Here is a 21,536-nt window from a genome sequence, read left to right as displayed (position 1 = left end):
AACGACCGTTGCTACCGATTCAGGTCGACCCGGTAGCGCCACACCCGGTAGGACGTCCCGTCCGCCACCGGGGTTGTGAGGAGCAGGTCCCGATCGCACACGACGATCTGGACCTTGGTGCCGCCGCCCTGCTCCGGTTCGGTGAACCGGACGCAGCCGGGGTTGGCGGGGTCGGGGGTGCCCGGGTCGCTGTCGCCGCGGGCGTAGAGCGCGACCCCCCGATCGGCGAGGAACCGGTGCACGGTGCCGTTCTTCAGCGCGTCGAGGTAGTCGGCCGAGTTGACCAGGCCCTCCAGGTGCACCAGCGGTCTGTGCAGGTGGTAGCCGAGGCTGCCCGCCCGGTCGCCCATCGCGATCGGCTCGTTGACCGGGGTCAGTGCGTCGATCTGGGCGGCGACCGCCGGTCCGTCCTCGATGAACGCCGAGCGGGCCACGTTCGCCCGGGTCGCCCGGACCGCGTTCGCGCCGACGACGGCGACCACCAGCAGCACCAGCGCCGCGGCGCCCAGCTTGCGCACCGGCACCCAGCGCGCCCACCGGTCCACCACGGACGGTCCGGCGAGCGCCACCGCGAGCGGCGCGGAGGAGAAGTACCAGGGCCACAACTGCCAAGTTGAGGTAAACGCGTAGTAACCGACGGTCAGCACGCCGCCCGCCAGCACCACCGCGCCGAACCGGGCGGCCAGTCCGAGGTGTCCGGTCGACTTGGCCAGTAGCGCGCCGAGGACGACGAGGATCCCGATCGCGCCGAGATAGGTCGATTGCCCGAAAAGGACCGGTGAGGTGAGGAATTGCCCGATCGTGTCGACATTCACCCCGTGGCCGCCCAATGCCTTCGCCTGACCGGAAACCGGTAGCGGAGTGTGGAACAGCCACTGGTTGACCGCCACGTACGCGATCAGCGCGACGGCCGGGACCGCGACGAACGACCCGGTCAGCTTCAGCCACGGCTTGCCCGCGCGCACCCAGCCGGTGATGGCGACGACACCGAGCACGGCCATCGGGAACACGGTGTCCAGCCGGGCCAGCACCGCGATCGCGGCGATCACACCCGCGTTGCGGGCGGCGGCCGGGCCGAAGGCGGGCGCGGTGAAGCCGTCCGTGCGCAGGTAGGTCGCGGCCAGCCAGAGCAGCGCGAACAGCAGCAGCCCGGTCTCCATGCCCGAGTACCAGAACGACGGGCCAGCCGCGCCGAGGATCAGCAGCGGGGCCGCACACAGCGTGGTCACGACCGGACGCCCGGTGAACCGGCCAATCCGGTCGATCTGCCGTCCGGACGCAATCGCCAGGGCTGATGAGACCAGCGTCACAGCAACCAGCGCGGTTTTACCGTTCGTGATCGAAAACACCGGGACGAGGATCAACAACCACAGAGGGTGATATCCGTTGGTCGGGTCCAGTCCGTTGAATGTTGACCCGTCGCCCGCGGCGATGTGACCGGCGACGCCGAAGTAGTAGAAGGCGTCGTCGTCGAACAGCCCGACCGCGGTCGAGTACGGCGAGAACACCACCATCGCCACGCGGATGATCGCGAGTACGCAGGCCACCGCCGTCGCGGTGAGCCAAACGGGCGTACTCGTGCGCGCCTCGGCCGCGGCCAGTGGCCGGTCCGGGGCGGGGGTCGGTCGGGCGCTCGTGCGCATCCCAGCTCCCGGCTGCCTGGATGGGGGTGAGCGATTGTGCTCGGTGCAGGCATCGCGCCACACGCGGAATCGTTACGCAGCGTCGCTTTGCGCGATCGGGTGACGGATCCCACTCTTGGTAATCAGATTACTCGTCGCATCGTGACTGCATTGTGATCTGGTGCTGGATGTGCATAGAGTGCCGCAGGCTCCGGCGCTCCGACGGCCGGGCCGAAACCCTTGTCCTGCAACGGGGGCGACTTGTTGCCAACCGGAAGGATCTCATGTCCGCTCGACCTCACACGTCCGCGGAGTTAGGCAAGCTGCACGGGCTCAGACGGGCGCGAAAACTCGCGCTCACAACCGGTGTGGCGCTGGGGGCCCTGGTACTCGCGGCGGGCTGCAAGCCCGTGGCGGGCAAGCCGACTCCACCACCGCCGCACATCCCGACGACGACCACCATCGAGGCGCCCACTTCGGCGCCCACCGGGACCGAGACCACCACGACCAGCGCTCCACCCACCACGACGGTGTCGAGTGCGACCACCACGGCCTCGGGGACCATCAAGCCCACCAGCGCCAAGCCCACCGCGACTCAGCCCCGTCCGCCCGGCTCACTGCCCGCGGGCGCGGTGCCCCAGCCCGGTCAGGTCGGCTACACCGGCGACCGCGGCAAGCTGAAGGTCGTCGACGGCCCCGGCTCCGCCCCACCCGGCACCGAGTGGAACTCCGGCGCCCTGCGCTTCAGCGGCAACGTCACCCTCGACGGCTACTGGATCAAGGGCGGCATCGAGTACAACGGCAAGGGCACGCTGACCATCAAGAACTCGGTCATCGAGGGCAACCACAACAGTTGGGCGCCGGTCCTGGGCAACGCGGGCCACATCAACATCAGCGACACGACCGTCACCTACAAGGACAGCCAGTGGCCGGGTCCGCAGTGGGGCAACGGCGCCATCCACGGCGACGCCACGGTCACCGTCGTCCGGTGTGACATCTCGGGCACGCCAGACGGGATCCAGAACGGCCCCGGCGACAGCACGATCGAGCAGAGCTACATCCACGACCTGCTGCTCGCGGGCACCTACCCGAACAACACCCACAACGACGGCATCCAGGCCTACGGCGGCCCCAACCTGGTCGTCCGCTACAACCGCATCGACATCAGCAACGCGGGCAAGTCCTACGACGGCACCCACCAGAACGCAGCGGTGTTCATCATGGACAGCGACGGCGGGTCCACCACGGGCCTGCAGATCGTCGGCAACTACCTCGACGGCGGCGGCTACATCATGCGCGTCGGGGCCTCCACCCGCGGCGCCGTCATCACCGACAACCACTTCGGCCCCATCACCGGTGGCTGGGGCGAGACCCTGGTCGACGACGGAGCCACCGTCTCGGCCTGGTCGAACAACACGACCTCGGCCAACAAACAGATCAACAAGCCCTCCTAGGGCTGCCCGAATCGGCCGCCGCCACCAAACCCCCAGGTGGCGGCGGCCTTCGTGCTTACGACACCGGTCCAGGCGATGAAGCGCCCGCCACCAGTTCCCGTGGCTGGCCCGAGCCGTCCGCCGCCGACTCGTAGATCGTGGGGGCGCCCCCGGTCTGGACCTTGGCGTACGCGAGTTTCGCGTTGTTCAGCCACGCCGCCTGGTCGTCCACCCCGTCCGAACCCGGCAGCTCGGTCTCCTTGCCGCTCGCCAGGTCGAGCACGTAGAGCTGCCACGTCCCGAGTCGCCCGCCGCGCTTCTTGTACGCGATCCGCGTCTGGTCCGGCGACAGCGACGGGCACTCGGCCGACTCGTGCACCGTGGCCATCGTCCGCGCACGCAGGTTGCCCTTCACCAGCCACGTCTTGCTGCCCGACCCGAGCGTCGCGTAGAAGGTGTTGTCGTCCGACGCCACCGTCACACCCCAGTAGTTCTCGTTGGCGCGCTTGTCGGGCACCCCGTCGACGGTGGTCGTGAAGTTCTCCAGCGACTCGATGAGGGTGCCGGTGCGCAGGTCCAGGACGCCGGTGCGGGTGGAGAAGCCGCCGGGGGAGAGGTAGGAGTCGCCGGTGACGAAGACGGTCCAGGACACGACCTTGCCGGACGCCGACACCCGGGCGCGCGACGGCGTACCCGGCAGCGGGACGGTCCGGACCTCGGCGCCGGACGAGTCGAACACGGCGGCCTCGTAGGCGTTCGGCAGGGTCATCCGCAGGCACACGGTGGTCCCGGCGGCCTTGTAGACCCGCAGGCACTTGATCGACCCGGGTGTCCGCTTGCCGGTTGAATCCAAAGTGGACACCAGGTTCTGCCCGCCGTCGTTGTCGACGAACAGCAACCCGTCGGCCACCGGCGCCCCCGGCTGGGACGCGGCCTCGTTCTGGTCTTTCACGGTCACCACGACGTACCCGACCGCCACCGCGATCACGACGACCATCGCGGCCACCCCGACCACGATCCGGTGCCGCACGAACCAGTCCTTCACCGCGAGACCTCCGGGCGGATCAGCAGGTAGACCCCGACCAGCGCGGCCGCCAACGCGCCGATCGCGATGAGCACCGCCGAGCTGAAGGCGAGGCTCTGCAGGAACAGTCCGAAGAAGACGGAGCTGGCGAACCGGGCCAACGCCTGGCCGGTCTGCACAATGGACAGACCGCCCGCGCGCAGGTGGTCGGGCACGAGGGTCGAGCCGTGCGCCATCAGCACCCCGTCCGTCGCGGCGTAGAACAGGCCGTGCAGCGCCAACGCGACGATCACCAGGATGACGCCGCTGAACGGTCCGAGCAGCAGCAAGTACACCACGAACAGCACCACGTGGCCCGCGAAGAACATCCGCCAGCGGCCGATCTTGTCGGCCAGCTTGCCCAGCGGGGTGGCGGCGAGCAGGAAGGTCAGCGCGGTGCCGACCGGCATCAGCGCCAACCAGGTCGGCGCGACGCCGGACACCTTCTGCAGCACTACGAAGACGAACGCGTCGGAGATGGTGGCCAGGCCGAGCAGCCCGGCGGCGATGGTGGTGCGCCGCATGCCCCGGTTGCGCAGCAGGGCCAGCGTCGCGCCCATGGTCACCGGCTTGCCGGGCACCCGCTCCAGCCGCGGCTGGCGGACGAAGCTGATCAGCACGATCACGCCGAGCGCGGCGAAGCAGAAGCTGATCATGAAGATCGGGCCGGGCCTGGTGGTCAGCCAGGTCAGCATGACGAACGTCGCGAGTGGACCGAGCAGCGCGCCGACGGTGTCCATCGTGCGGTGTACCCCGAACGCCTCGCCCAGTTTCTCCTTCGGCGTGACCAGGGAGATCAGCGCGTCCCGCGGCCCGGTGCGCAACCCCTTGCCCGCCCGGTCGACCGCGAGCACCCCGCCGAGACCGACCGAGGACGCGCCGACCGACGGGAAGACCAGCTTCATCACCGCTGACAATCCGTAGCCGGCGACCGCCACCGCCTTGTGCCTGCGCACCCGGTCGGACACGTGCCCGCCGACCAGCCGCAGGATGGCGGTCGCGCCGGTGTAGATGCCGTCGAGCAGACCGAGCTGCAAGTAGCTCATCTGCAGGTTGAAGATCACATAGACCGGGAGGAACGCGGTCACCATCTCCGAGGAGATGTCTGTGAGCAGACTCACGGTCCCCAACAGCAGAACCGTCGTCGGAACGCGGGACCGCCACGATCCGCCTTCCGCAGGCGTGGTCTTGGTCTGCCTGGTCGACGCTACGTACACCCGAACACCTCCGCAGCTAGCCCGCATTGCCGCGGCGCCTCGACTGGCGTATCGGCGGATGACCACGGTGTGTAACAAGGTGCCGAACTGGACCGAATCTTTGGTGGGTACTCGCCGGGCCTGCTCATACCCCCGGTAACCGATGTGCCCGATCGAGCGACCACACAAGCAGTGCCCCCACCCCCTTGGAAGAGGTCCCCGTGAGCCGTCAGAGGGCCCCGCACGTCCTGATCATCGTGCAGAACCTGCCCGTCCCGCTCGACCGGCGGGTCTGGCTGGAATGCAAGGCGCTCCGGGCCGCGGGCTACGAGGTGTCGGTCATCTGCCCGAAGGGCCCCGGCGACCCCGGTTATGCCGTGCTCGATGGCGTCCACCTCTACAAGTACGAGCCGCCCAAGCAGGCCGAGGGGCTGCTCGGGTACGCGTGGGAGTTCGTCTACTGCTGGCTGCGCACCGCCGCGCTGACCCTCAAGGTCCGCCGTCGCGCCAGGTTCCACGTCATGCAGGCCTGCAACCCGCCGGACACCTACTGGGCGCTCGCGCTGCTGTGGAAGGCCGACGCGGTCAAGTTCGTCTTCGACCACCACGACCTCAACCCCGAGGTGTTCCGGTCGCGGTTCGGCGAGCCGAAGAAGCTCGCGGGCAAGGTCCAGCTCGCCATCCTCAAGTGGCTTGAGCGCCGCACCTTCCGCACCGCGGACCGGGTCATCTCCACCAACACCTCGTACCAGGACATCGCGGTCAACCGCGGCGGCGTCAACCGCGAGCACACGACGGTGGTGCGGTCGGGTCCGGACACCTCCGTCATGCGGCCCGTCTACGCCGACCCCGACCTGCGCCGCGGCGGCAAGCACCTCGTCGCCTACCTGGGCATCATGGGGCCGCAGGACGGCGTCGACGGCGTCCTGCTGGCCGCCGACCGCATCGTCAACCACCACGGCCGCCGCGACTTCCGCTTCGTCCTGCTCGGCTTCGGCGACTGCCTCGACGAGCTCAAGCAGCAGAGCAGCGACCTCGGCCTCGACGACTACGTCGAGTTCACCGGCCGGGTCGGGCCGGAGAAGATCTCCAGCTACCTGTCCGCGGCGTCCATCGGCCTCTCGCCCGACCCGCGCAGCCCGCTCAACGACGTGTCCACGATGAACAAGACCATGGAGTACATGGCCTACGCGCTGCCCGTCGTCGCCTACCGGCTCACCGAGACCGTGGTCTCCGGCGGCGAGTGCGCCGTCTACGTCGAGCCCGGCGACAGCGACGGCCTCGCCGACGCCGTGCTCGAACTCGCCGACGCCCCCGAGCGCCGCGCCGAGCTGGGCACCAAGGGCCGCCGCCGCGCCGAGCAGGTGCTGGACTGGCGCCCGCAGGCGCAGGCCTACGTCGGGGTGTATGACGAACTTCTCGGGTTCCCGTCGGCCGGTCCGTTCCCGGACGGCTGGCCCGCGGTGGACCGCAGGTCCGGCCAGGAACCGGCGGAGCTGCGCGACCAGTGGGGCAACCAGTTGGTCGACCTCCGCGACGAGGCGGCGTTGCGCGCGTTCGCCGCGACTCGCATCATGACGCCGTCCGAGCCGGTCCGCGGCCAGAGCTGATTCCGTTTCGCAGGGGAGAGAATTGATGTTCGTCCGACGGATCGCCGTGATCGGCACCGGGTACGTGGGTTTGACCACGGGGGCCTGCCTTGCCTCCCTCGGCCACGACGTGGTCTGCGCCGATGTGGACGCCGACAAGGTCAAGCGCCTCACCGCCGGTGAGGTCGACATCCTCGAGCCCGGCCTGGCCGACCTGGTCGCCGAGGGCATCGCCGCGGGCAGGCTCAGCTTCGTGCTCGGCGCCGCCAACGCCGTCCAGCACGCGCCGGAGGTCATGTTCCTGTGCGTGCCGACCCCGATGGGCGTCGGCGGCGTGGCGGACCTGAGCATCGTCGAGTCGGTGGTCGAGGAGGTTCGCGAGCTGCTGCCGGTGGACTGCGTGGTGGTCAACAAGTCCACCGTGCCGGTCGGGACGGCTGAGCGCACCGAGGAACTCCTCGACCGCGCCGACGTCGCCGTCGTGTCCAACCCGGAGTTCCTGCGCGAGGGCAGCGCGGTCTACGACTTCCTCAACCCGGACCGCATCGTCGTCGGCGGCCGCCAGCAGGACGCCGCGGAGCGGGTGGCCGCCTTGTACGCCAAGCTGGGCGCCCCCACGGTGCTGACCGACGCCCCCAGCGCCGAGCTGGTCAAGTACGCCGCCAACTGCTTCCTGGCGATGAAGCTGTCCTATGTGAACGCCGTCGCCGAACTGTGCGACCGCCTCGGCGCGAACATCTCGGATGTCACCGAGGGCATGGGCTACGACAAGCGCATCGGCCAGGCGTTCCTGCAGCCCGGCCCCGGCTGGGGCGGCTCGTGCCTGCCGAAGGACACGTCCGCGATGGTGCAGTTGGCCGACGCCGCCGACTTCGAGTTCCGCCTCATCCGCGCGACGATCGACACCAACACCCGCCAGCGGCAGCGGATGGTGGAGAAGGTCCGGCTGGCCGTGACCGGCAAGCGCAACGGTTCGCTGTCCCGCCGCAAACTGGCCCTGTTCGGCCTCACCTTCAAGGCGGGCACCGACGACCTGCGCGACTCCCCCGCCCTGGCCGTCGCCGCCCTCCTCCGCCAGGCAGGCGCCGACCTGGTGGGCTACGACCCGGCCCTGAAGCCGGAAACCCGCCACCCGGACTTGTCCTCGGTCACCGTGGCCGACGACCCGTACGAGGCCGCCAAGGACGCCGAGGCTGTTGTTGTGCTGACCGAGTGGCCCGAGTTCCGCTCCCTCGACTGGTCCCGCCTCGCCGACTCCGTCCGCAACCCCATCGTCGTCGACACCCGCAACCTCCTGGACCCCGCCGTCGCCCGCCGCGCAGGCTTCCAGTGGATCGGCCTCGGCAAGCCGTAACCCCACCCCGAGAAAGCCGCCGCGCCCCCCACGCCCGGCGGCTTTCTCCTTTCCAGCAGCCACTCCCCCGAGTCCCAGCCTTGAGCCAACAGGCGCCGCCCACACCCGACACCTCACTCCGCCCACTCCTCAACACGCGATGACCACCAGCTCTCACCGTCGCGCGGCTGACTAGGGTCGCCAGCCTCCGTCCTGCCGTACCGCTTTGGAGATCCAGCTCCCGCTCGCTGGAAGGCGATGAGTACTGGGGCTTGGTCGTCGTGCGGCTGCTTTGCGTTCGGTGGGTTCCATCGTGCTGTGACACGTGGCCCCTGGGGTGCGTCTGGTTCTTGCTTGTCACAAGGCGATGAGGACCAGGGCTTGGTCGTCATGCGGTTTCGGCCTGGGCCAGCGGGTGCCGTCCGGGTCGGACTCTTCGGCGGCCCGGACCGCGTCCAGCACGGCCTGGGGACCTTTGGAGCGGGCCAGGGTGAGTACCCCCGACCAGGTGAGGACCCCGTAGTCGTCGACTCCGCAGGAGACGCCGTCGCTCGCCATGAGGATGTGGTGGACGGTGTCGCGCGGCCAGGACCGCCGCACCGCGTGCCGAGCCGCCGCCGGTACCGCCTCGGCCACCCAGTACCCGCCCTCCTGGTTCCGCAACGCCGCCGTCTTCCGCGCCGACGCCCGCACCGCCGCCACGTGATCGGCCGAGTACCCACCCCCACCCTTCAACCGGTCCCGGTAACTCCCCCGCGGCACCATCCGCAACCGCTGGTCCTCGACGACGTCCGGTTCAGGCAGGAACGCCACCACCGGACTGTCCGCCAACACGAGCGCCTCCACCTCCGCCGCGTTCCACCGGACGATCGACACAGTGCTCGACGGACTCTCCCCCGGCGTGAACCCGTTCCCCCGCGCCACCGACCGGATGGCCCCCGCCAACAGGTCCGCCAAATCCAACTCAGGCGCCGCCGACAGCCGCGCCGCCACCTGAGCCCCCAACTCCGCCGCGTACGCACCCCCACTGGGCAAGTCATCCCGCATCGACGTAGCCCCATCCAACAACACCACCGCGTCGGGCAGTACGAGGACAACGTCCTCACTGGGCCGCGCATCCCCGCCCAGCCCAACCCCCGCCGCCTCCGCCATCGCGATCTCCGGCACCCCCCGATGCTCCCAGACCCACGATCATCCCGCCGCGCCCCGCCCTCCTTTCCCCACCCTCCACTCCACACCCAGCCAATTCCAGCCACCCACTCCCAGCCCACCCCAACCCGTTCCCCACCCCCACTGCCTGCCCCGCCCGACCCCAGCCAACAACCCGGCCCCCGACCCGAAGCCCAGCCCGCCCCAGTACGACCGACCCAGCTCAGCCCAGCCCCACCCGACCCAAGCTGGCCTGGCCCGACCCAAGCTGGCCCAGCCCGATCCCACTCGACCCAAGCTGGCCTAGCCCGACCCAAGCTGGCCTAGCCCGACCCAAGCTGGCCTAGCCCGACCCAAGCTGGCCTAGCCCGATCCCACTCGACCCAAGCTGGCCTAGCCCAACCTGACAGCCCGCCCCGGGCCGCCCCAGCCCTTCCCTTTTTGTCCCAGCCCGACCCAAGCTGGCCTAGCCCGATCCCACTCGACCCAAGCTGGCCTAGCCCAACCTGACAGCCCGACCCGAGCCGGCCCAGCCCAGCCCGGCTCGACCCAGCCCAGCCCGGCTCGACCCAGCCCAGCCCGGCTCGACCCAGCCCAGCCCGGCTCGACCCAGCCCAGCCCGGCTCGACCCAGCCCAGCCCGGCTCGACCCAGCCCAGCCCGGCTCGACCCAGCCCAGCCCGGCTCGACCCGGCTCGGCCCGGTCTCACCCGACTCAGGCTGGTCCAGCTCAATCTGGCAGCCCAACCCGAGCTTGCCCAGCCCGACCCGGTACGGCACGGTCCCGCCCGACTCAAGTCGGCCCTGCCCAACCCAAGCTGGTCCGGTCCAGCCCCACCCGACTCAAGCTGGCCCAGTTCGACCCCAGCAGTCCGACCCCAATCAAGCCCAAGCCCAACCCAAGCTCGACCCGGTCCCACCTGACCCAACGCTGGCCCAGCCCAGCCCGACCCTGCCAAGCCCGACCCCGCCCGACCAGGCCCGATCCGGCTCGACCCGACTCAAGCTGGTCCAGCCCAGCCCAGCCCGAGCCGAGCCGGTCCGGCTCAATCTGGCCAAGTCCAGCCAGCCAAATCCGACCCAACCTGACCCGGCGAAGCCCAACCCAGCTCAGCCCAGCCGAGTCTCACCTGGCCCACCCACGGCCGGCTCAGGTCACGCTCGCTCAGCCTTGCCCACGGCCGAGCCAAGTCCGCTTGGTCGGGCTGGTCTGACCAAGCCCAGCCGCTTTGCCGGGCTGTCGACCTGGACAGCCAGTTCAGTCGAGTGGCTTGCCGGGGTCGGTCACACGGGCGAACTCGTCAACCAAGGTTGACACGGCGCCTGTGTCAACCTATGTTGACGGTATGGCTGAAGCAACCCAGTTGGCCAGTGCGGCCGGTGACCGGGATCCCCGGGTCGGTCTGCGGGCGGTCGCGGCGCTGCGCAAGTTGTTGGAGCAGCTCGAGGCGGTTCAGGTGCGGAGTGCGCGGCTGAACGGATGGTCATGGCAGGAGATCGCGGCCGAGCTCGGGGTGAGCAGGCAGGCCGTGCACAAGAAGTACGGGAGGCACTAGATGTTCGAGCGGTTCACCAAGGCGGCGCGGGTCGTCGTCCGGGACGGCGTGCACCTCGCCGAGCGGGATGAGGCGGCGTTGATCGAGCCCGAGCACCTGTTGCTCGGTCTGCTCAAGCAGGACGGGACCCGCGGTACGGCCGTCCTGGCTCGGCACGCCGTCACCGCCGAGTCTGCCAAGGCGGCCATCGAGGTGACGCGCAGGCGGGGTGGGTTGTCGTCCGCGGAGACCGAGGCGCTCGGCGAGTTCGGCATCGATGTCGACGCGGTTGTCGCGGCGATCGAGCAGAACCACGGTGAGGGCGCGTTGGCGCCCGCGGCGCGTCGTCCACGAACCTCTGGTCCGCGGTGGCGGGTTCCGTTTTCCCGTGATGCCAAACGGGTTCTGGAACTCAGCCTCCGTGAGGCCTTGGAACGCGGCGACAAGTCCATCGGTGACGAGCACGTGCTGTTGGCGCTGCTGCGCGTCGGTGGTGTCGCCACCGAGGCGTTGGCGTCCCTGGGGGTCACCCATGAGAACGTGCGCACCTATCTCGCCTCCGCCTGACCGCTTGGTGTCCGGGCGGGTACCTCCTTGTTCGTGTTGGTGGTGCCGGGTGCGGCTCCGCCGCTGGGTGGTGTGACGGTGATCAGCGTTGCAGCACCGAGAGGATGTTCCCGGCGGGATCGGTGAACCAGGCGATCGGCGGCCCGAACCCGCGCATGACCCCCCGCTCGTCCTGGTTCTCGTTCTCGTAGTGCTCGAACCGAACACCCTTCGCCACCAGTTCGTCCACAGCGGACTCGATGTCGGCGACCGGGAAGTTCAGGACGGTGAACGTGGCGGGGGCGTGGTTGGGCTTGGGGTAGACCAGCACGTTCCCGCCACCGCCCAGGTGCAGGGTCAACATACCGTTCGCCGCCGACAATCTGAGGCCGAGCGTGGTGCCGTAGAACTCCTTGGCCGCCGGGATGTCGTCGACGGAGAAGCCGCTGAAGGCGTCGGTCTCGGTGAGCATGGTCGTTCCTCCTTGAGTTGGCTGTGGTGCCCGCCAACCAGTGTCCACGTTTTCTGTCAAGCCCGCACCAAGTTGTCCACAGGCTGTCACGGGGTCACGGCGAGGAACAGGAAAGCGCTGAACACCGTGAGGTGCACGGTGCCCTGCAGCAGGGTCGCCCGGCCGGAGACCAGGGTCAGCGTGCTGACCAGCAGGGTCAACACGAGCAGCACCAATTCCTTGGGGCCAAGGCCAAGCCTCAGCGGCCCGGTGAGCCAGATCGACGCGACCGCGATCGCCGGGATCGTCAGCCCGATGCTCGCCAGCGCCGAGCCGAGTGCCAGGTTCAGGCTCACCTGCAGGCGGTTGCGCAAAGAGGCGCGCACTGCGGCAACCGTTTCCGGTAGCAGTACAAGCAACGCGATGAGGACGCCTACGAAAGACACAGGTGCGCCAACAGAGTCCACTGCGGACTCTAGAGTCGGTGAGACTGTCTTAGCCAATCCCACTACAGCAACCAGGCAGGCCAAGAGCAGCACAAGACTCGTACGAGTCGTCTTTCCCGATGGTGCGTCCGCGTGCTCGTCCTCGCTGGCGCTTGTCTTGGGCAGGAAGTAGTCCCTGTGGCGCACGGTTTGTACGAACACAAATACGCCGTAGAGCACCAGTGACGCGACACCCGCGAACGCCAGTTGCGCTCCGGAGAACGTCGGTCCCGGTGTGCTTTCCGTGAACGTTGGCAGCACGAGGCTCAACGTCACCAGGGCGGTGATCACCGCGAGCGCGCCACCCGACGCGTGCGCGCGGAACTCCTGGACGCGGTGCCGCAACGCGCCGACCAGCAACGCGAGTCCGACGATCCCGTTGGTGGTGATCATGATCGCGGCGAACACGGTGTCCCGGGCCAGCGCCGCCGCCTTCTCGCCGCCCGACACCATCAGCGTCACGATCAGGGCGACCTCGATCACCGTGACCGCGATGGCCAGGATCAGCGTGCCGAACGGTTCACCGACCCGGTGGGCAACGACCTCCGCGTGGTGCACGGCAGCGGTAACGGCGCCGGCAAGACCGAGGCATACGAGCACTATCAGGAACGGCCCGAGGTGACGGCCGTAGGACGACACGAGGATAAGAAGGGCGGCGGGCGGTACGGCCAGGCTCCAGCGTGGCAGCGTCGGGGCGTTGGTCATGCTCCCGACACTAATGTCCGACTTTCACCTCGGCTCGTGGACGCCAAGTCACCATCGGGAGGAACATCTGCGCGAGTGGGCCGATGGCGAGCGCGTAGATGACAGTGCCCACGCCGACCGATCCCCCCAACAGCCACCCCGTCGCCAACACGATGATCTCGATGGCGGTTCGCACCCAGCGGATGGCGTAACCGGTGCGGGCGGAGATCCCGGTCATCAGCCCGTCGCGCGGTCCGGGCCCCAGGCGCACACCGATGTACGCGGCCGTGGCAAGACCGTTGAGCGCGACGGCGGCGATCATCAAGACGATCCGGGTGAACATGTTCGACGGCGTCGGCACTACCGCCAAGGTCAAGTCGATCGAGGTCGACACGAGTAAGACGTTGGAGATCGTGCCGACCCCGGGGCGCTGCTTGATGGGAATCCAGCACAGCAGCACGACGAGGCTAACTGCGGCGGTGACAGTGCCGAAGCTGACGCCTAAGAGCTTGTGCAACGCGTCGTGCAGCACGTCCCACGGTGCGAGGCCGAGTGCCGCCTTGATCTGCAGCCCGGTGCTGAAGCCGTAGAGCGCCAGCCCGACGAACAGTTGCGGGAGTCGTCTGCCTGGACTGGTCCGGAGCGGGAGGGTGGACAGGTCGGTGGGGGCCATGGCCCCATCGTTACCGACCATTGGACTTCAATCGAGAGCCAATCTGCGAGAATTGGCCCATGCTTCCCCCTGGAGGACGGGTCTCAGCAGCGCGATTGGTCCGCATGCTGGGTGAGTGGCGTGACCAAGGCAACAGGTCGGGCTCCGCCGGTCTCGCCGCCGGTATCCGCCTGCTCATGTTCGACGGCCAGTTGCCGCCCGGCACCACGCTGCCCGCCGAACGCGAGTTGGCGGCCGCCCTGGGCGTCAGCAGGACCCTCGTCGCCACCGCCTGGGACCTCCTCCGCGAGGACGGCCTCATCGTCAGCAGGCGCGGTTCAGGCTCGCGAACCACCCTCCCCGCCACACCCGCCAACGCGCCGTTCCAGGAACGCAACCAGCCGCTGGACCTCGCCACGGCCGCGCCAGGCGCGCTACCAGGGGTAGGGGTGGCCGTTGACGCTGTCCGCGCGGCGTTCGCGGTAGAGCTGTCCAACCACGGTTACCTCGGCTACGGGCTCAACGTCTTGCGGGAACGGCTCGCCGACCGCTTCACGGCTCGGGGGTTGCCCACCACGCCCGATCAGGTCCTGGTCACCAACGGAGCCCACCACGCGCTCGCTCTGGTCCTACGCGCCATGGCCGGCCCCGGTGACCGCGTGCTCGTGGAGCAGCCCACCTACAACAACGCTCTAGAGGCCATCCGCTCCGCGCACGCCATCCCGGTCCCGGTACCCATGCCTGAGCAGGGGTGGGACCTAGAGGGTGTTGATGTGGTCTTGCGTCAAGCCGCGCCACGGCTGGCCTACATGATCGTCGACTTCCACAACCCCACCGGTCGCCGGTTGGACGCCGCGGGCCGCGAGCAGTTGGCCGCCATCTTGCGCCGTGCGCGCACCCCTGTCGTGATCGACGAAACGCTCGTTGAGCTAGACCTCGACGGCAACCCCCTCGACGGTCCGCCCCCGATGGGGTCATTCGAGCCGGGCTTGGTCATCACGGTCGGTTCCGCGAGCAAGTCCCACTGGGGTGGGCTCCGGTTGGGTTGGATACGCGCGTCCGACGAGATCATTGGCAGGCTCGCCGCGTCCCGGCGGGCGTTCGACCTGGGTTCCCCGGTCTTCGAGCAGTTGGTCCTCGCGCAGCTCTATGCCGATCCGGAGCCATTGCTACGTGAGCGCCGCGCCGAGATGGCGGCGACAAGGCATGTGATGGTTGACGCGTTGCGCGAGCACTGCCCCACCTGGTCCTTCGAGATCCCCCGGGGCGGGCTGAGCCTGTGGTGTGAGCTGCCTGAGCCGATTGGCACCCGACTCGCGGTCGCGGCGCAGAGCGTGGGGGTGCGGTTGGCACCTGCCTCGAGGTTCAGCGCCCACGGTGGCCTGGACCGGTGGCTGCGGTTGCCGTACACGCTACCGGCGCCGTTGCTGACCGAGGCGGTGCGCAGGCTCGCCGGAGTGGCCGCCGTCGTCACCGGATCGCCTGGAACGCTCGGTTCCGATGGTCTAATCCCGGTCGCCTAGGTGGCCTCAACCCGGTCGAGGCGGTAGAAATCCAGTGCGCTGGATGGCGTAGTTGTTTGGACCTTTCGCCATCGGGAGCGCCCAGCCTCGGTGCGCACCCCGATGGTCGGCACAGCCCCGCGTTGTGCCGACCACCCGGGGTGGCCGAGGGGGAGCCCCGGCGCCGCGGGGGCATCGCGGCGCCGGGGCCAGGTCCCGATCTGACCGGGCGCGGTCGGCAGATCGGGTCGGGAAATGGCTGGTGAGCGGTGGGGACGACCGGTCAGTGGACAGACCGGTCCCGTGGAAACGGCCCGGTCAGTCCGGGGCGGACGAGAGCAACCCGGCGGCGTCGCCGGACGGCTCCACCGGGCCGGACGCGGTCGCGCCCGCCACGGCGAGCGGTGCCAACCGCGCACGGTCGGTGAGAACACCAAGGGATGCCCTGGCGTGACCGCCGTTGTCGTAAGACGGCGCTGCCGCCGAACCGGGCGCCGCCGGGCAGGCGGGCGCGGTGGGTGCGGGAACTTGGGGGGTCTTCCCCGACTGGGCCAACGGGCCGTCGTCCGGGTTCTCCGATTTGGCAGGTGGTGCTGCCTGCGGCGGTGACGCCACATCGATCGTCTGCGCGATGGCGGTAACAGCCCGCACGGCCTTGACGGCTTGTCGACGCGGTTTAGCCCGCTCGACGCTCTTACGGACAGGCGCGGCCTGCGGCTCTTGCGCTACCGGTGCGACCGCGATTGGTGGGGGAGGGGGGATAGGAGGAGTGACTACGACCGGTGGTGCGGCTACCTCGTTCGACACCGCGCCCGCGTAGACGGTTGTCTGCGGCCGGGTCGTCGAGGTGATGCCAATGGCGCTGACCGCCGCGGCGGGCCTGGTCTTGGTGTTGACCACGTACCCGGAGACAACGGCCTGGTCGTCGCCCGGTTCCGAGCTCAACCCGAGACCGATGTCGGCGGACGCGCTGCCCGCGAGCACCACGCCGATCACCCACGCGGCCACCACCAGCCCACCGGTGACGGCGAGCCGGAGCAGCAGCCGGGACAGGTCGACCGACCGTGCCACGCGCATCACCGCCATCCCGGTTCCCATCGTCGAGCCGCCACCGACCGGTGTGACCAGGCCACTATCCAGGACCGGGTCGTCCTTCTGCACCCTAACCGCGTGTGTTCCACCCGGAAAGACGGCGCAACGCGTCCGCCGCCGCCACCCCACCGTCGCGTTGATCACCGACAGTGGAATCCACCGGACCGGGTGAACCTCGCGGTCTTCCGTGCGAGTGCGCGGCTGCGACGTCACGGTGTCCCAAGTGCACACAGACCGCAGTGCGACCGCGCGGTCCGGATCCGCCGAACGCGAACGCCTTGTGGCCTTGCACGATCCGGACGGTTGTCGACCGCCGTCCGTCTACGCCGGCTAGCTCTACCGGAGCCATGACGTCACAAGGGGAGCCGCGCCCGACCGGTGCAAGACGAGCCGGATAGTGCCGTCGGGTCGCTCGGCGCAGAACGTGCCGATGGAGCCCACCGCGAGAACCTCGACCGCGCCGTGGGAGTGCAGTTCGACGTGGGTGACGTCGAGCTTGGGGTCGACCAGGCCGGTGACCCGCCTGCCCAGCTCCACCAACAACCCGTCACCGCGCCACACCGTCCGCGCCCCGGTGGCGAGCACGCCCTTCACCTCGGTCAGCTCCACCTCCACCCACCGCGCGCCGAGCATCGACCCGGCCACGACCGCGGCGTCCACCACCCGCCGCGGAGTCGGGTCCAATCGGTCCAGCAGGCCGCGCAGCTCGGACAGCAACTCGTCGTCGGAGATCCAGCTCGTCATCCCGCCACCTCGTCCGGCATGCCGAGGATGGTGAGCTTGCGGCGCAGGATGTCCAAGCAACGTGCTCGGGTAGTGCTAACGCTCGTGGTAGCGACACCTACCGCATGAGCTAGACGGGGGTAACTGAGTTCTGGCGCGAATGCCATTAGGCCCAAGAGTTGTCGGCAGCGCTCGGAGAGTTGGTTAAAAGCGCGCCACAAGAGGTCGTCGCGGTTGGAGCGGATAACGCGTTCCTCGGGTTGTTGTTCGTCGCGGAGCAGCGTCCCCCATTCCATCCAGTCGACGCTGACTTCCTGTTTGTGGGCGCCCACCATCCGGATCGACTCCCGTCGGGCGGTCGTGGTCAGCCACGCCGACAGCCGCTCCGGGCTGTGGATGGTCGAGGCCTTTTCGGCGAGCGCGATCCAGGTGTTCTGGCAGACGTCGGCGGAATCGGCGGCGCCCAGGCGGAAGGACCTGGCCACCCGCCACACGGTCGGCGCGAACCGGGCAACGAGATCGCGCCACGCGGTCTCGTCGCCGCCCCGGGCGCGGTCCAACAAGTCTGCTGTGGACAGTGTGTTCACGCTGTTCCCCGATCTGAGGTCGGCTATTTGCCGGCTCAGACGGACCCGCCCCGGTTCCCGCTCCCCGCGCCCCTCGAAGGTGTGATTACCGCTGCCCGATCCGGTTATTGATGTGCGATCTCCGGCAATTCCGCTGAGAGCGGAGTTGGCCCGGAGTAGCCCGGATGAGTGATGACAGACCACCCCGGCCGCCGGTTGTCTGGAACCAGCGGCAGAAAGGAAAAGGTGATGCCTAACGCAAACGACGCAACCGGGAGATGGCCTCGTCCAAGACCTCATCGCGCTTGCAGAACGCGAAGCGGACCACGTGGCGCCAGCGATCTGGATTGTCGGTGAAGACCTGGACCGGGACGGCGGCCACGCCCACCTTCTCCGGGAGGGCGCGGCAGAACTCCAGACCATCGGTGTAACCGAGCGGGCGGACGTCGGCGCACACGAAGTAGGTGCCCTCGGCGGCGCGGACGTCGAACCCCGCCTCGGCCAAACCCGTCGACAACCTGGTGCGCTTGTCCGCCAGTGACGCCCGCAGCTCGGCGACCCACGCCTGTTCCGAGCGCAGCGCGTGGGCGACCGCGGGTTGGAACGGCGCACCGCCGACGAAGGTCAGGAACTGCTTGGCCGCCCGCACCGCCGCCACCAGCTCGGCGGGACCGCACACCCAGCCGATCTTCCAGCCGGTGCAGTTGAAGCTCTTGCCCGCGCTGGAGATCGTCAGGGTCCGGTCGGCCATCCCCGGCAGCGAGCCCAGCGGCACGTGCTCGCGACCGTCGAACAGGAGGTCCTCGTACACCTCGTCGGTGATGGCGATCAGGTCGTGCTCCCGGCACACCTCGGCGATCGCGGTCAGCTCGGCGCGGGTCAACACGGTGCCGGTCGGGTTGTGCGGGGTGTTGACCAGGATCGCCCTGGTCCGCGGGGTCACCGCCGCGCGCAGCGCCGCCACGTCGAGACCGAACCGGCCGGACGGTTCCTCGACCAGCGACACGACCCTGCGCTCGGCTCCCGCGAGCGCGACCGAGGCCGCGTACGAGTCGTAGTAGGGCTCGAACAGGATCACCTCGTCGCCACCCTGCACCAACGCCAGCAGCGACGCCGCGATGGCCTCGGTGGCGCCCACCGTGACCAGCACTTCGGTGTCCGGGTCGAAGTCGGTGCCGTACCTGGCCCGCTGCTCGGCGATCGCCGCCCGCAGCTCCGGTCGCCCGGGGCCCGGCGGGTACTGGTTGACGCCGGACGCGATCGCGTCCTGGGCCGCGGTCAGCATCCCGGCCGGTCCGTCCGTGTCCGGGAAACCCTGACCGAGGTTGACCGCGTCCAGGCGCACGGCCAACGCGGTCATCTCCGCGAAGATCGTCGAGGTGAACGGCTGCAGGCGGGGCACGAGGCTGCTTCGGGGCACGACCACGCATCCTCACGGAGAATGGGCCCGTGGAGCAACCGACACCCGCGCCAGACGGACCTCAGGGGCCGCCCCGGTCCGCGTGCCCGAGGTGCGATTGCCCGGCGGAACCCATCGCTGACCTCGCCAAAGGTCGGTGGATCGCGGTGCCCGCAAGGGCAGGACATCCGGTCGGGTGGTCGCGTCCGACCGGCGTCGTCCGGGCTGGATGGCCGCCGGGGGCTCATGAGCGGTTGGGCTTGGTTGGCGCGATGTCATCGCTGTTGAGGTCGTGCCGGGTGGGGTCGAGTGCAGCACACGGGAGTGGGTGTGGCGCAGCCCGCGAGGTGGGCGGGAGCGGAATGCGAGCTGTGGTCGTTGGTGGGGTGAGCGGTGTGCGTGACTCAGTGGTCGGCGGCCGGGCGGTGTTGGGTGTGGGCGGGGAGGCGGGCGGCCATGAGTGATGTGGTGGGGCGGCAGGCGGTGTCCGGCGCGGAGGCGCGGCAGGACGGCGAGGTGCCCGCGACTGGTGCCGGTCGGCTTGGTACCAGTCAGCAGGGTGTCGGTCACCAGGGTGCCGGCAGGCAAGGTGCCGGTCAGCAAGGTGGGGCCGTGCCGTCGCCGGTGCCGGGGGAAGCGGAGAAGCGGCGGGCGTTGCGGCGGATGAAGCTGGTCGCGCTCGCGTTCCTCGGGGCGGCGACGGTGGTGTTCCTCGTGACGACGATCTGGGGGGCGAACGGGGCGCCCGGGTGGGTCGGGTATGTGAAGGCGGCGGCCGAGGCGGGGATGGTGGGCGCGCTGGCCGACTGGTTCGCGGTGACCGCGCTGTTCCGGCGGCCGCTGGGGCTGCCGATCCCGCACACCGCGATCATCCCGTCCCGCAAGGACGCGCTGGGCAACAGCCTCGGTGAGTTCGTCGGGACGAACTTCCTGTCGGAACAGGTTGTGCGCGAACGGTTGCGCCGGGTGGGAATCGCGGCGCGGTTGGGGGCTTGGCTGGCGCGGACCGAGAACGCCGAGCGGGTCACGTCGGAGTTGGCGACCGTGGTGCGCGGGGCGGTGACCGTGCTGCGCGACGAAGACGTGCAGGCGGTCATGGAACAAGCCGTTGTCTCCCGGGTGGTGAAGGTGCCGTGGGGACCGCCGCTGGGGAAGTTGCTCGAGCGGGTGTTCGAGGACGGGGCGCACCACAAACTGGTCGACCTGATGTGCGACCGCGCGTACGACTGGGTGAAGGGCAACTACGACCAGGTCATGACCGTGGTGTCCGACCGGGCGCCGTCGTGGTCGCCGAAGTTCTTCGACTCGTTGGTCGCGGACAAGGTCTACGGCGAGGTGCTGTCCTTCGCGTGGGCGGTCAAGACCGACGTCAACCACCCGATGCGGCTCGCACTGGACACGTTCCTGCGCGAGTTCGCGGGCGACCTGCAGCGCGACCCGACGGTCATGGCCCGTGCCGAGACGGTCAAGCAGCAGGTCCTCGAACACCCCGAGGTGCAGAACCTGATCGGCTCCGCTTGGGCCACGGCCAAGAAGATGCTGCTCGACGCCGCCGAGGACCCCTCCAGCGAACTGCGCACCCGGGTTCGCGTCGCCCTCGTCGCCCTCGGCGAACGACTCGTCGGCGACGAGACGCTGCGCACCAAGGCCGACAGTTGGGTCGAGGGGGCCGCCGCCTACGTCGTGCTGAACTACCGGGCCGAGATCACCACCCTGATCACCGACACCGTCCAGCGCTGGGACGCCGAGGAAACCGCGCGCAAGGTCGAACTGCAGGTCGGCCGAGACCTGCAGTTCATCCGCATCAACGGCACCGTGGTCGGCGCGTTGGCGGGTCTGATCATTTACACCGTCGCCCAGTTGATCGGCTAGCGGTGAGCTTGTCGTTTGATCGGGCCGTTACTGGGCCTGGCCGAGTTTGGAACGCTCGCGCCAGGCGCGGGCCTTCTCCCGGTTTCCGCAGACGCGCATGGAACACCAGGTGCGTGAGCGGTTGCGGGAACGGTCGAAAAACGCCCAGCGGCAATCGTCGGCGGGGCAGATCTTCAGCCGGTCCCACTCGCCGAGGACCGACAAGCGGGTGGCGGCCGCCAGGACCGCGCCGGTCACGGTGTCCGCGACCAGGGTTGGCGTGGCGGTGACCAACTCGATCCGCACCGTCGCGGCCGGGAACGCCGGAGCGTGCGGGCCACCGACCACGGCGCGCAGACCGTCCCGGGTCGCGCGGACCGAGGGATCGTCGACCAGATCGCGCTCGGTCAGCCAGATCCGCCAGCGCGCCAGATCGTCCAGGACATCGGTGCGCTGCTCGACGTCGACCGTGTTCAGGAAATCGAGGACCAGCTCCACGTCGTGGGCGGCACTGACCTCAGCAGTACTCACCACACCACAGTAGGCCGAATACCGGTTGCCCGGCGTGTGGCTAACTCTTGCGCTCCCTTCACCGGTTATGGCGTTTTCCGGCCAGTGCACTGCCTCCGGCGGATCATCTGCCCAGCTCAATGATCTATTCCTAGT

The 21,536-nt window shown here is 69.3% G+C and carries 19 protein-coding genes; 7 read left to right on the top strand and 12 right to left on the bottom strand.

What is annotated here, in order from left to right:
• Nucleotides 1–11: 11 nt before the first annotated feature.
• Nucleotides 12–1,643 carry a hypothetical protein gene (locus H504_RS0130415; protein WP_026425881.1) on the bottom strand — a complete coding sequence of 544 codons (1,632 nt, stop codon included), beginning with the start codon at nucleotides 1,641–1,643 and terminating at the stop codon, nucleotides 12–14.
• Between the two features lie 263 nt (nucleotides 1,644–1,906).
• On the opposite strand from H504_RS0130415, the gene H504_RS0130410 reads away from it, so the two are divergent.
• The gene (locus H504_RS0130410; protein WP_157440729.1) at nucleotides 1,907–3,076 is read left to right on the top strand and encodes a right-handed parallel beta-helix repeat-containing protein; all 1,170 of its coding nucleotides are present in this window, start codon (nucleotides 1,907–1,909) and stop codon (nucleotides 3,074–3,076) included.
• Nucleotides 3,077–3,131: 55 nt separating this feature from the next.
• Here H504_RS0130410 and H504_RS0130405 read toward each other — a convergent pair whose 3' ends face one another.
• Together H504_RS0130405 and H504_RS0130400 are read right to left on the bottom strand one after the other, a co-directional pair.
• Entirely contained in the window at nucleotides 3,132–4,100 is a 969-nt protein-coding gene (locus H504_RS0130405) for a TolB family protein (protein ID WP_026425879.1), read from the bottom strand.
• Nucleotides 4,097–5,335: an MFS transporter gene (locus tag H504_RS0130400; protein ID WP_026425878.1), complete on the bottom strand. Its 1,239-nt coding sequence runs from the start codon at nucleotides 5,333–5,335 to the stop codon at nucleotides 4,097–4,099. Before H504_RS0130400 ends, H504_RS0130405 begins: the two co-directional genes overlap by 4 nt.
• A gap of 200 nt (nucleotides 5,336–5,535) precedes the next feature.
• On the opposite strand from H504_RS0130400, the gene H504_RS0130395 reads away from it, so the two are divergent.
• Together H504_RS0130395 and H504_RS0130390 are read left to right on the top strand one after the other, a co-directional pair.
• A complete protein-coding gene (locus tag H504_RS0130395; RefSeq protein ID WP_026425877.1) occupies nucleotides 5,536–6,924 on the top strand; it encodes a glycosyltransferase family 4 protein in 1,389 nt (462 codons plus the stop codon).
• A 25-nt stretch (nucleotides 6,925–6,949) separates the two neighbouring features.
• Nucleotides 6,950–8,257, top strand: a complete 1,308-nt coding sequence (locus H504_RS0130390; RefSeq protein ID WP_026425876.1) for a UDP-glucose dehydrogenase family protein — start codon at nucleotides 6,950–6,952, stop codon at nucleotides 8,255–8,257.
• Nucleotides 8,258–8,593: 336 nt separating this feature from the next.
• On the opposite strand, the gene H504_RS0130385 is transcribed toward H504_RS0130390, so the two are convergent.
• Nucleotides 8,594–9,403 carry a hypothetical protein gene (locus tag H504_RS0130385; RefSeq protein ID WP_026425875.1) on the bottom strand — a complete coding sequence of 270 codons (810 nt, stop codon included), beginning with the start codon at nucleotides 9,401–9,403 and terminating at the stop codon, nucleotides 8,594–8,596.
• A gap of 1,327 nt (nucleotides 9,404–10,730) precedes the next feature.
• Between H504_RS0130385 and H504_RS0130380 the strand changes: the two genes are divergently transcribed.
• Both H504_RS0130380 and H504_RS0130375 read left to right on the top strand, forming a co-directional pair.
• A complete protein-coding gene (locus tag H504_RS0130380; protein WP_026425874.1) occupies nucleotides 10,731–10,940 on the top strand; it encodes a sigma factor-like helix-turn-helix DNA-binding protein in 210 nt (69 codons plus the stop codon).
• Nucleotides 10,941–11,486 (top strand): Clp protease N-terminal domain-containing protein, encoded by a 546-nt coding sequence (locus H504_RS0130375; protein WP_026425873.1) that lies wholly within the window; start codon nucleotides 10,941–10,943, stop codon nucleotides 11,484–11,486.
• A gap of 82 nt (nucleotides 11,487–11,568) precedes the next feature.
• On the opposite strand, the gene H504_RS0130370 is transcribed toward H504_RS0130375, so the two are convergent.
• The 3 genes from H504_RS0130370 to yczE form a co-directional block, all read right to left on the bottom strand.
• A complete protein-coding gene (locus H504_RS0130370) occupies nucleotides 11,569–11,937 on the bottom strand; it encodes a VOC family protein (RefSeq protein WP_026425872.1) in 369 nt (122 codons plus the stop codon).
• Nucleotides 11,938–12,023: 86 nt separating this feature from the next.
• A complete protein-coding gene (locus H504_RS0130365) occupies nucleotides 12,024–13,106 on the bottom strand; it encodes a calcium:cation antiporter (RefSeq protein ID WP_026425871.1) in 1,083 nt (360 codons plus the stop codon).
• Nucleotides 13,107–13,116: 10 nt separating this feature from the next.
• Nucleotides 13,117–13,758, bottom strand: coding sequence for a membrane protein YczE (gene yczE / locus H504_RS37780; protein WP_035306886.1), 642 nt, complete (start codon nucleotides 13,756–13,758; stop codon nucleotides 13,117–13,119).
• 59 nt (nucleotides 13,759–13,817) lie between these two features.
• On the opposite strand from yczE, the gene yczR reads away from it, so the two are divergent.
• Nucleotides 13,818–15,260 (top strand): MocR-like transcription factor YczR, encoded by a 1,443-nt coding sequence (gene yczR, locus H504_RS0130355; protein ID WP_026425870.1) that lies wholly within the window; start codon nucleotides 13,818–13,820, stop codon nucleotides 15,258–15,260.
• Nucleotides 15,261–15,557: 297 nt separating this feature from the next.
• On the opposite strand, the gene H504_RS0130350 is transcribed toward yczR, so the two are convergent.
• The 4 genes from H504_RS0130350 to H504_RS0130335 all read right to left on the bottom strand — a co-directional run bounded on the left by H504_RS0130350 (nucleotide 15,558) and on the right by H504_RS0130335 (nucleotide 19,040).
• Complete coding sequence (locus H504_RS0130350) at nucleotides 15,558–16,400, bottom strand: hypothetical protein (RefSeq protein ID WP_026425869.1); 843 nt, start codon at nucleotides 16,398–16,400, stop codon at nucleotides 15,558–15,560.
• Between the two features lie 267 nt (nucleotides 16,401–16,667).
• The gene (locus H504_RS0130345; RefSeq protein ID WP_026425868.1) at nucleotides 16,668–17,075 is read right to left on the bottom strand and encodes a hypothetical protein; all 408 of its coding nucleotides are present in this window, start codon (nucleotides 17,073–17,075) and stop codon (nucleotides 16,668–16,670) included.
• A complete protein-coding gene (locus H504_RS40635; RefSeq protein ID WP_026425867.1) occupies nucleotides 17,072–17,641 on the bottom strand; it encodes an RNA polymerase sigma factor in 570 nt (189 codons plus the stop codon). Before H504_RS40635 ends, H504_RS0130345 begins: the two co-directional genes overlap by 4 nt.
• 232 nt (nucleotides 17,642–17,873) lie before the next feature.
• A complete protein-coding gene (locus H504_RS0130335; RefSeq protein WP_035306980.1) occupies nucleotides 17,874–19,040 on the bottom strand; it encodes a pyridoxal phosphate-dependent aminotransferase in 1,167 nt (388 codons plus the stop codon).
• 642 nt (nucleotides 19,041–19,682) lie between these two features.
• Here H504_RS0130335 and H504_RS0130330 point away from each other — a divergent pair.
• Nucleotides 19,683–20,891, top strand: coding sequence for a DUF445 domain-containing protein (locus H504_RS0130330; RefSeq protein ID WP_084468415.1), 1,209 nt, complete (start codon nucleotides 19,683–19,685; stop codon nucleotides 20,889–20,891).
• A 27-nt stretch (nucleotides 20,892–20,918) separates the two neighbouring features.
• Here H504_RS0130330 and H504_RS0130325 read toward each other — a convergent pair whose 3' ends face one another.
• Nucleotides 20,919–21,401, bottom strand: a complete 483-nt coding sequence (locus H504_RS0130325; protein ID WP_035306884.1) for a CGNR zinc finger domain-containing protein — start codon at nucleotides 21,399–21,401, stop codon at nucleotides 20,919–20,921.
• Nucleotides 21,402–21,536 lie beyond the last annotated feature (135 nt).

It is taken from the genome of Actinokineospora inagensis DSM 44258 (assembly GCF_000482865.1).
Classification (GTDB): Bacteria; Actinomycetota; Actinomycetes; order Mycobacteriales; family Pseudonocardiaceae; genus Actinokineospora; species Actinokineospora inagensis.
The sequence above is the reverse complement of the archived record's forward strand: the minus strand, read 5'-3'. Positions and strand labels throughout refer to the sequence as shown.